1 protein-coding gene is annotated in these 1,147 nt (G+C 63.8%); it reads left to right on the top strand.

Annotated elements, in window-relative coordinates; all coding sequences use genetic code 11:
• Window positions 1-15 precede the first annotated feature (15 nt).
• Window positions 16-1,147, top strand: a 1,132-nt coding sequence (locus LXN57_RS47715; RefSeq protein WP_251804966.1) for a Hint domain-containing protein, incomplete at its 3' end; no start/stop codon positions are given.

Raw genomic sequence — 1,147 nt, 5'->3', positions numbered from 1 at the left:
CAGTACAACCGCGACATGGACCAGCATCAGCGTGATGTGCGGTTCACCGGTGAGGACATCGCCCGGCAGGAGGCCGATTACCAGCGGGCTGAGCGTGAGTCGCAGACGTCGTTGTTCGACATTCTGTTGCAGGTCGGTGTCGGCATGTTGCTCGACATGATCGGTTACAACTCGTTGATGGGCTGCTTGGAGGGCAGCGCTTGGGACTGTGTGGACCTGGCGTCGAACTTCCTGGGGCCGATCAAGGCGTTCAAGATGGCCAAGTCGTTGTATCGGGCCGTGGACCGAGCCTTGAGTGGTTATCGGATGTGGCGGCGCATCATCGACGGTGCGCGCACGATGATGAACCGTGCGGCGATGCTGATGAACCAGGCCCGGAAGCACCTGAGCGACTTGATGCAGAAGGTGCCGAAGAAGCCGAAACCGCCGAAGAAGAAGATCAAACCGCCGGCGAAGAAGAAGCCGAAGCCCAAGGCAAAGCCACGCCCGAAGCCGAAGCCAGCCCAGCCCGCGAAGCCGCCGAAGCCGAAGACGAAGCCGAAGAAGGTCGAGAAGCCGGACCAGAAGTCGGCGAAGCCGGATCGTCCGGAGCGGGAGCAGCCTGCCGCGGAAAGGCAGGCTCCGGAGCAGCGCAACTTCGTCAAGCTGGACGACAACAGTCCCCAGCCGGCGTGCAAGCACAGCTTCGAGCCTTCGACTCGGGTGTTGATGGCGGACGGCACTACGCGCCCGATCGATGAGGTCAATGTCGGCGATGAGGTTGCGACTACGAACCCGAAGACGGGTGAGCACAGCGATCAGTCGGTGACGTTGCTGCACGCCAACCGGGACACCGAACTCACGGATGTCACGGTGTCGACCGCACCGGCGGCGGACCGAGTGACCCGGACGGAGGGTGAGGGCAAGGGCGGCCGGAGTACGCGCGGCCCGACTGAGTCGACGCTGGAGACGACTGCTCACCACCCGTTCTGGGACGCCACCACCGGCGACTGGGTCGATGCCGCGGAACTGACACCTGGCACGTCCACGCTGGTCGGCCCCGACGGCCAAATCCAGTACGTCACCGCCGTACACAACTTCACCGGCGCCAAGGTGATGCGCGACCTCACCGTCGACACCACCCACACGTACTATGTGCTCGCCGGCA

This window comes from Paractinoplanes hotanensis, assembly GCF_023717965.1.
GTDB lineage: Bacteria > Actinomycetota > Actinomycetes > Mycobacteriales > Micromonosporaceae > Actinoplanes > Actinoplanes polyasparticus.
Note: the sequence above shows the minus strand (reverse complement) of the source record. Positions and strands in the feature narration are given on the sequence as shown.